Origin of the sequence: Mesorhizobium sp. M1A.F.Ca.ET.072.01.1.1 (assembly GCF_004023325.1) — a bacterium.
Lineage (GTDB): Bacteria > Pseudomonadota > Alphaproteobacteria > Rhizobiales > Rhizobiaceae > Mesorhizobium.
On the sequence record NZ_RZSF01000332.1, the window covers coordinates 1 to 7303 of the forward strand.

Sequence of the window (7303 nt, forward strand, 5' to 3'; positions counted from 1 at the left end):
TGGCGCTCGGCTGGCGTCCCGGCGTCGTCGTGGCGGTCGCCATCCCGCTGGTGCTGGCGATCACCTTCGTCACCATGGAGTATTTCGGCATCTCGCTGCAGCGCATCTCGCTCGGCGCGCTGATCATCGCGCTCGGCCTGCTGGTCGACGATGCCATGATCGCGGTCGAGATGATGATCTCGCGCATGGAGGAAGGCTACGACAAGATCTCGGCCGCCACCTATGCCTACACCTCGACCGCCTTCCCGATGCTCACCGGCACGCTGGTGACGATCGCCGGCTTCGTGCCGGTCGGTTTCGCCAAGAGCGGCGCCGGCGAATACTGCTTCTCGCTGTTCGCTGTCGTGGCGATCGCGCTCGTCGTCTCGTGGGTGGTCGCGGTGCTGTTCACGCCGCTCACCGGCGTCTTCCTGCTGCCCGATCGCATCAAGGGGCATGGCGGCAGCCATCAGCCCTCGCGCGTCGGCCGCGGTTTCCAGGCGCTGCTCGAGATGGCGATGCGGGCAAAGTGGCTGGTGCTGTCGGCGACGGCCGGACTGTTCGCGCTCTCCGTCGTGGCGATGGGCTTCGTCGGCCAGGAGTTCTTCCCGAAGTCCGACCGGCCCGAGGTCATGCTCGACCTCACCTTGCCGCGCACCGCTTCGATCAAGTCGACGGATGCCGTGGTCGAGCGCGTCGAGAAGCTGCTCGCCGCCGATCCTGATATCGACCACTGGAGCTTCTATGTCGGCCAGGGCGCGGTGCGCTTCTACCTGCCCCTCGACGCGCAGCTCGCCAACGACTTCTTCGCCCAGGCGGTGATCGTGACCAAGGGCCACGCCGTGCGCCAGGCGGTGATCGACCGGCTGGAGAAGCAGCTGTCGACCGGCTTCGACGACGTCATGGTCCGCGTCACGCCGCTGGAGCTCGGCCCGCCGGTCGGCTGGCCGCTGAAGTTCCGTGTCAGCGGTCCGGATCCGGACAAGACGCGCGGCCTCGCGCAGCAGTTCGCGCAGGTGCTGGGCAGCGACGCCTCGGTGCGCAACATCAACTACGACTGGAACGAGCCGGCCAAGGTCATCAAGGTCGATGTCGACCAGGACCGGGCGCGCGCGCTGGGCATCTCCTCGCAGCAGCTGTCGGAGACGATCAACGCGGTGCTCTCCGGCTCGAAGATCACGCAGATGCGCGACGACATCTACCTCGTCGACATCGTTGCCCGCGCGGTGGAAACCGAACGCGCCAGCATCGACACGCTGCGCGGCCTGACGATCAGCGCCTCCGGCGGACGGCGGGTGCCGCTCGAGCAGGTGGCGAAGCTCACCTACCAGACCGAGCCGCCGCTGATCTGGCGCCGCGGCCGGCTGCCGACCGTGACCGTGCAGGCCGATGTCGCGCCCGGCGAAAATGCCACGCTGGTCACGCGGCGGCTGGGGAGCGCCATCGCCGCCTTCAAGGCGGAACTGCCGGCGCGCTACAGCGTCGAGCAGGGTGGCGTGATCGAGGACAGCGCCAAGGCGCAGGCCTCGATCTTCGTGGTGTTCCCGCTGATGCTGTTCATCATGGCCACCGTCCTGATGGTGCAGCTGATGAGCTTCCAGCGCCTGGTGCTGGTGCTGCTCACCGCTCCGCTTGCGATCATCGGCGTCGCCGGCGCGCTGCTCCTCTCGGGCGCTCCGATGGGCTTCGTCGCGATCCTCGGCGTGATGTCGCTGATCGGCATGGTGATCCGCAACTCGGTGATCCTGATCGCGCAGATCGACCAGCACATCGCCGCCGGCGAGGAACCATGGGCAGCGGTGATCAGCGCCACCACGCATCGGTTGCGGCCGATCCTGCTGACGGCGGCGGCCGCCATCCTCGGCATGATCCCGATCGCGCCGACGGTGTTCTGGGGGCCGATGGCCTATGCGGTGATGGGCGGCCTCTTGGTGGCGACCGTGCTGACGCTGGTTTTCCTGCCGACGCTCTACGTCACCTGGTTCGGCATCAAGGCGCCGGCTGAGAACACCCCCGCGGCCGAACCGACCGCGGCCGCAGCCGAGCCCCAGCCGCTGGTGGCCTGAGCGGCGCCTCCTCCTCCCAGCAGCCACGGCGGCCAACGCCGCCGTGGCGACCTTTATCACCCAAAACGGAAAGGAACGATCATGACACCCTTCTTTGGAAATCTTCTCGTTCGCGTGAATGCCGGCTTCCTGGTCCTTGCTTCCGCAGGCGGGCTCGCCACCGACATTGCCGGCTCGTTCTTCGGGCGCGGGGCTGAAGCCGTGCTGCTCAACAACGCACCCGGCACCGGCATCGGCTTCATCGAGGCGCACGGGCTGGCCCTGATCATCGGCGTGACGCTCTGGCGCATCGGCTACTCCCGCAACTGGCACGCCGTGCTGGCTGCCGTGCATGTGCTGCTCGGAACGGCCAACCTTCTGTTCTGGCAGTTCTTCATCGCCGCCGACGTGCTCGTCGTCGGCTACGTCACAACCGCGGCGCACTGGCTGTTCGTGGTTGCTCACCTGGCGGCGCTGACGGGTTCGACCCGGCTGGCCGCTTCATCCTCCCACTAGAACTGAACACCAACCTCAGGAGAAACGAAAATGCCTGTGAAATCTTTCAGGAAAATGCGCTCGGCCGCTGCGTTGCTCGCCATCGGCCTCGCCGCCGTCGAGATTGTCGGCATGGCCGTGCCGGCCCTGTCGCTGGTCGGTACCGCCGAAGCCCGCATCGGGGCGCCCTGGACACCGCACAGCGCCGCGGGCGTCGCCCGGCGCGCCACGACATGGCGAGTGCTGAGGCACACGACCGCCTGGGTCGCCACGCTGCCGGCAGGCTGCGTTCGCACCAAGGTCAACGGCTTCGACGTCTGGCGCTGCGGTCGGACCTACTACCGGCCCTATCAAGGCCGCTACATCGTGGTCGTCGTCGATTGAAGCGGCTCGGGCACAGCCCAAAGCGCGTCGCGCTGAAACGGATTCGGGCGACGCGCTTTAAGTTTTTGTTTTGATATCCCAGAACCGCTGCACACTTCCGGGGCGAGATGTTTTAGCCGAGGGCAAGCCTGACGCCTTCGCAGAGATGCTCGGCATCGGCCGGATTTTCGAACGGCACGCCGTGCAGCGCATAGTCGAGCGGCGAGAAGGAAGCGCCCTCCTCGATGAGGGCGATCTGCCGCCGCGCCTTGTCCCTGTCGCCCATCTGGGCATAGCAGGCGGCCAGCCTCGTCCTGATCCAGGGTGCCGGCCGCGTCGCGAGCTCCAGCGCTTCCGCCGCCTGCCGGTACTCCCCCATCATGTAGAGCGCCAGGGCGCGGTCGAACTGGTACCAGTGCGGATGCAACGGATCGATGCGGATGCCGCGCGCCAGCCAGGTCAGCGCTTCCAGCGGCCGGCCGCGCATGGTGAGCAGCATGCCCATCTGCTCGATGCTGTCGGCGTCATAAGGGTTGAGCTGCAAGGCGATGCGCATGTGATGCTCGGCCGCCTCGTGATCGCGCATATAAAGGCGGATCAGCGACTGCACGCGGTGGCCGGTCGGCTGGTCGGGCGACAGGGCCAGCCCTTTGTCGGCAAGGTCGCGCGCATTTTCCAGGACAGCATCGCTGGCGCGCCCGAACTCCCCGTCCAGCGAGCGCGCCAAAGCGAGATAGGAATAGGCAAGCCCGTAATTCGGATCCTTTGCGATCGCCGCCTCGAACAAGGCCTCGGCGCCGCGCTGGTCGGTCTGAGCGGGATCGCGCAGCAGCGCGAAGCCGCGCAGCAGGAGCTCGTAGGCGGCAAGGCTGGTCACCGGCTTGCGCGAGGCCTGCTCGAGGCCGGCGTTGGTGACCCGCGTGACCAGGCGGCTGACGATCTGCTCGACTATGTCGCGCTCGATCTCGAACAGGCCGGCGCCCTGCGACTGGTAGCGGTCGCCCCAGAGCTGGCTGGCGCTCGCGATGTCGACGAGGCTGACGGCCACCACGACATGCTCGCCCTGGCGGCGCAGCGATCCTTCGACCAGATAGTCTGCGCCGATGCGGGCGCGGATCTGCGGCCATTCGGCGCGGCCGAAAGAGGCGAAGGAAAAACTCGAATTGCGCGCCAGCACCGTCACGGTGCCAAAGCGCGCCACGCCGTTGATGAGATCCTCGGCAAAGCCGTCGACCATCGCCTCGTCGGCCGAATCGCCGCTCTCGTTGCGGAAGCGCACCACCGCCACGATCGGTTGGCTGCTGATCTCGGGCGCCGCTTCGGCTTCCGCGGCAAGCATATAGCCGCGCTTGGAGACGGTGCGCACCATGTCCTCGCCCAGCACCTTGCGGATCTCGCGCACCGACTGGGTGAGCGAATCCTCGGTGACATAGACGCCGGGCCAGACGACATCCATCAGCTCCGACTTCGGCACGACGCGGCCCATATTGCGGGCGAGATGCGAAAGCAGCGCGTAGGCTTTCGGCCGCAGGAACAGCGGCTCGTTGATGCCGCGCAGCGTTCCCTTGGCGAGGTCGAGCGTGAACCCGCCAAACCGGAACACCTGATCGGCCGTCGCCGTCGTCATCGGGACACCCCTTCCCGCGTGCCTAATGCCAAGTCGATCCCACTCGACCCGGCATGCACGTTGCTATTATTGCTCACTGCGCAATTTCGATCAAACTGCCTGTCGGAGCGGCGACTAGTGTGGCCGCGCCAAATGCGAGGAGCCATGAACCCGACCGAGAAAGCGCTGTGGTTTGTCGAAAGCCATCTGCCGGATGCGATTTCGCTCGACGATGTCGCGGCGAGCAGCGGCGTGTCGCGCTTCCATGTGACGCGCGCCTTCGGGGCCGCCACCGGGCGGTCGGTCATGGGCTATATGCGGGCGCGCCGGCTCAGCGAAGCGGCGCGCAAGCTCGCGGGCGGCGCGAGCGACATCCTGGCGGTCGCGCTCGATGCCGGCTACGGCTCGCATGAGGCTTTCACGCGGGCCTTCCGCGACCAGTTCGGCACCACGCCGGAACTGGTGCGCGCTGGAGGCTCGACCCAAAACCTCGACCTCGTGGAGCCCATCCTCATGAACAGTTCGCTTCTCACCGCGCTCGAGCCGCCGCGCTTCGAGACCAGCCGGCCGTTCCTCATCGCCGGACTCGGCGAGCGCTACAGCTGCGAGACCAGCGCCGGCATCCCAATGCTGTGGCAGCGCTTCGGACCCTATATCGGCAACATTCCCGGCGAGGTGCCCGGCGTCGCCTACGGCGTTTGCACCAATGCCGACGATGCCGGCAATTTCGACTATGTCGCCGGCGTCGAGGTGTCGGATTTCTCCGATCTGCCGAAGGATTTTTACCGGGTTCGAGTGCCGGCGCAGAAATACGCCGTGTTTGCGCATCGCGAGCACATCTCGACCATCCGACGCACGGTCAACACCATCTGGAACAAGTGGCTGCCTGCATCCGGACATGAGATCGCCGACGCCCCGGACTTCGAGCGCTACGGTCCCGAATTCGATCCGCGCAGCGGCAATGGCGGGCTGGAGGTCTGGGTGCCGATCAAAGGTTGAGACGCCTTCCTCCTTCTCCCCTTGCGGGAGAAGGTCTCGCCGAAGGCGATGGATGAGGAGTGTTCCAGCGGAGTGAGACGCCGGCGTTCCCTGGAACACCCCTCGTCCGTCTCGGCGCTGCGCGCCGATCCACCTTCTCCCCACAAGGGGAGAAGGAAAAGGCGCTACAGTTCCAAATTCCACGTCTGGCCGACCAAATCCTTGCCGAAGGAATGGTGGCGCTCTTCCTCGGCCAGCTTGAAGCCCGCCGCCTGGTAGATGCGGCGGGCCGAGCCAAGAATGTCGTTGGTCCACAGCGTCAGCGTCTTGTAGCCCTTGGCGCGCGAGAACGCGATGCACTCGTCGACCAGCCGTCGGCCGATGCCGAGGCCGCGCGCCGACGGCTCGACATAGAGCAGCCTGAGCTTCGCCACCTTGGGCGACTTGCGCATGACGAAAACCGAGCCGACCACCTCGCCTTCGCGCTCGGCGATCCAGCTGCGCTCCCATTGCGGAACGAAGTTCTTGACGAACTCGCCGAGGATCTCGGCAACCAGCGCCTCGTAGGTTGCGTCCCAGCCATAGTCCTGCGCGTAGATGAGGCCCTGGCGATGCGTGATCCAGCCGATGTCGCCGACCTGCAGCGGCCGCAGAATATAGGGTATTTTGGGTTCGGGTTTGTCGCCGAGCAGGTCCTGCACCGTGCGCATCGCCTTGACCAGCCGCTCCTGGTCGGTCGGCGCCAGGCGATCGAGCAGCGCGCGCACCTGGTCGTGCGAATCCTGGTTGAGCGGCACGAAGGCCTCCCTGCCCGCGGGCGTCAGCGCGATCGAGGACCGCCGCGCGTCGGCCTCCGTGGCGGCGCGTTCGACCAGGCCGCGCTCCTCGAGTTTTTTCAGCAGCCGGCTGACATAGCCGGGGTCGAGGCCGAGGTCGCGCACCAGGTCGCTGGCGACCAGCCCGTCGCGATGGGCAAGCTCGTAAAGCACGCGCGCTTCGGTCAGCGAGAAAGGGCTCTTCAGGAGGCCTTCGTCGAGCAGGCCGATCTGGCGGGTGTAGAAACGGTTGAAAGCGCGCACGGCATCGATGCGCTTGTTGCCGGGGTGATCGTGGATGGTCATGGGAATTCCTCCTGTCGCGGACAGGATCGATCATTTAGTTGACTGAGTCAAATAAATTGGTTGTGCCGAACTTCTTTAGGCCGGCGGGACAGAGGGGGCGCGAAGGATCGCGGCGAAGACAGTTGGCGCGCCCGTTTACCCCATCGGCAGCGCCGGCCAGAACTCGACGATGCGCCCACCGGCAAACACCGCGAGCGAGCCGAAATGCTGCAGCACCGCCTCGCTCTGCGTCGGCCGCAGGAAGGCGTAGTCACCGGGCTTCACCTCCGCGCCCGCCGGCAGCCCCATGAACTGCTGGTTGGACGACAGCCCGATCAGGCCGTTCGGCTTCATGCCTTCGGGGAACACTGGTTCGGCCATCCACTTGCCGCCATAGAGATAGCAGGCCCTCTTCGGGAAGAGGCCGAGCGCCTGCAGCGTGCGGGAGATAGCCGCCGGGCCGGGGAGCACCGGATCGAGCGCCTTCAGGATCGGCGTCGCAATGAGAGCGGCCGGCCGGAAGCCGTCGAGGCCGGGCGTGTCGAAGTCTCGGGGCAGCACGAAGGCCGAGCCGATCGACACTTCGTTGGCCACGCCGCCGCCATGCAGCAGCGCCGTCTTGGAACCGCCGATGTTGAGGATGCGGCGCTGGTCCGCGTCGAGGGCCGCGACGAACTCGGCAGCCCTCGCCGAGGCCTTTTTCAGTGCGCCGGCCGCGCCGCCGAACAGCCCGGGAA

6 protein-coding genes and 1 pseudogene are annotated in these 7303 nt (G+C 66.6%); 4 read left to right on the forward strand and 3 right to left on the reverse strand.

Features of this window, described 5'->3' with window-relative positions; all coding sequences use genetic code 11:
* The 3 genes from EOA32_RS30540 to EOA32_RS30550 form a co-directional block, all read left to right on the forward strand.
* Positions 1-2045 (forward strand): efflux RND transporter permease subunit (locus EOA32_RS30540; protein WP_145971396.1); only part of this gene is annotated, 2045 nt, incomplete at its 5' end.
* Positions 2046-2126: 81 nt separating this feature from the next.
* A complete protein-coding gene (locus tag EOA32_RS30545) occupies positions 2127-2540 on the forward strand; it encodes a hypothetical protein (protein WP_128373700.1) in 414 nt (137 codons plus the stop codon).
* Positions 2541-2570: 30 nt separating this feature from the next.
* On the forward strand, positions 2571-2903 hold the full coding sequence (locus tag EOA32_RS30550; RefSeq protein ID WP_066996527.1) for a hypothetical protein: 333 nt from the start codon (positions 2571-2573) through the stop codon (positions 2901-2903).
* 112 nt (positions 2904-3015) lie between these two features.
* Here the strand turns inward: EOA32_RS30550 and EOA32_RS30555 are convergent, their stop codons facing one another.
* A complete protein-coding gene (locus tag EOA32_RS30555) occupies positions 3016-4509 on the reverse strand; it encodes a winged helix-turn-helix domain-containing protein (protein WP_128373701.1) in 1494 nt (497 codons plus the stop codon).
* Positions 4510-4653: 144 nt separating this feature from the next.
* Here EOA32_RS30555 and EOA32_RS30560 point away from each other — a divergent pair, with 144 nt between their 5' ends.
* Positions 4654-5487 (forward strand): AraC family transcriptional regulator, encoded by an 834-nt coding sequence (locus EOA32_RS30560; RefSeq protein WP_128373702.1) that lies wholly within the window; start codon positions 4654-4656, stop codon positions 5485-5487.
* Between the two features lie 164 nt (positions 5488-5651).
* Here the strand turns inward: EOA32_RS30560 and EOA32_RS30565 are convergent, their stop codons facing one another.
* Entirely contained in the window at positions 5652-6587 is a 936-nt protein-coding gene (locus tag EOA32_RS30565) for a bifunctional helix-turn-helix transcriptional regulator/GNAT family N-acetyltransferase (protein WP_128373703.1), read from the reverse strand.
* A 135-nt stretch (positions 6588-6722) separates the two neighbouring features.
* Positions 6723-7303, reverse strand: a pseudogene (locus EOA32_RS30570) (DSD1 family PLP-dependent enzyme); the annotation flags it as partial.

Bases quoted from the DNA above. Each gene is read 5' to 3' on its own strand.
- EOA32_RS30545 (WP_128373700.1), top strand. From the start codon at position 2,127: ATGACACCCTTCTTTGGAAATCTTCTCGTTCGCGTGAATGCCGGCTTC.
- EOA32_RS30550 (WP_066996527.1), top strand. From the start codon at position 2,571: ATGCCTGTGAAATCTTTCAGGAAAATGCGCTCGGCCGCTGCGTTGCTC.
- EOA32_RS30555 (WP_128373701.1), bottom strand. From the start codon at position 4,509: ATGACGACGGCGACGGCCGATCAGGTGTTCCGGTTTGGCGGGTTCACG.
- EOA32_RS30560 (WP_128373702.1), top strand. From the start codon at position 4,654: ATGAACCCGACCGAGAAAGCGCTGTGGTTTGTCGAAAGCCATCTGCCG.
- EOA32_RS30565 (WP_128373703.1), bottom strand. From the start codon at position 6,587: ATGACCATCCACGATCACCCCGGCAACAAGCGCATCGATGCCGTGCGC.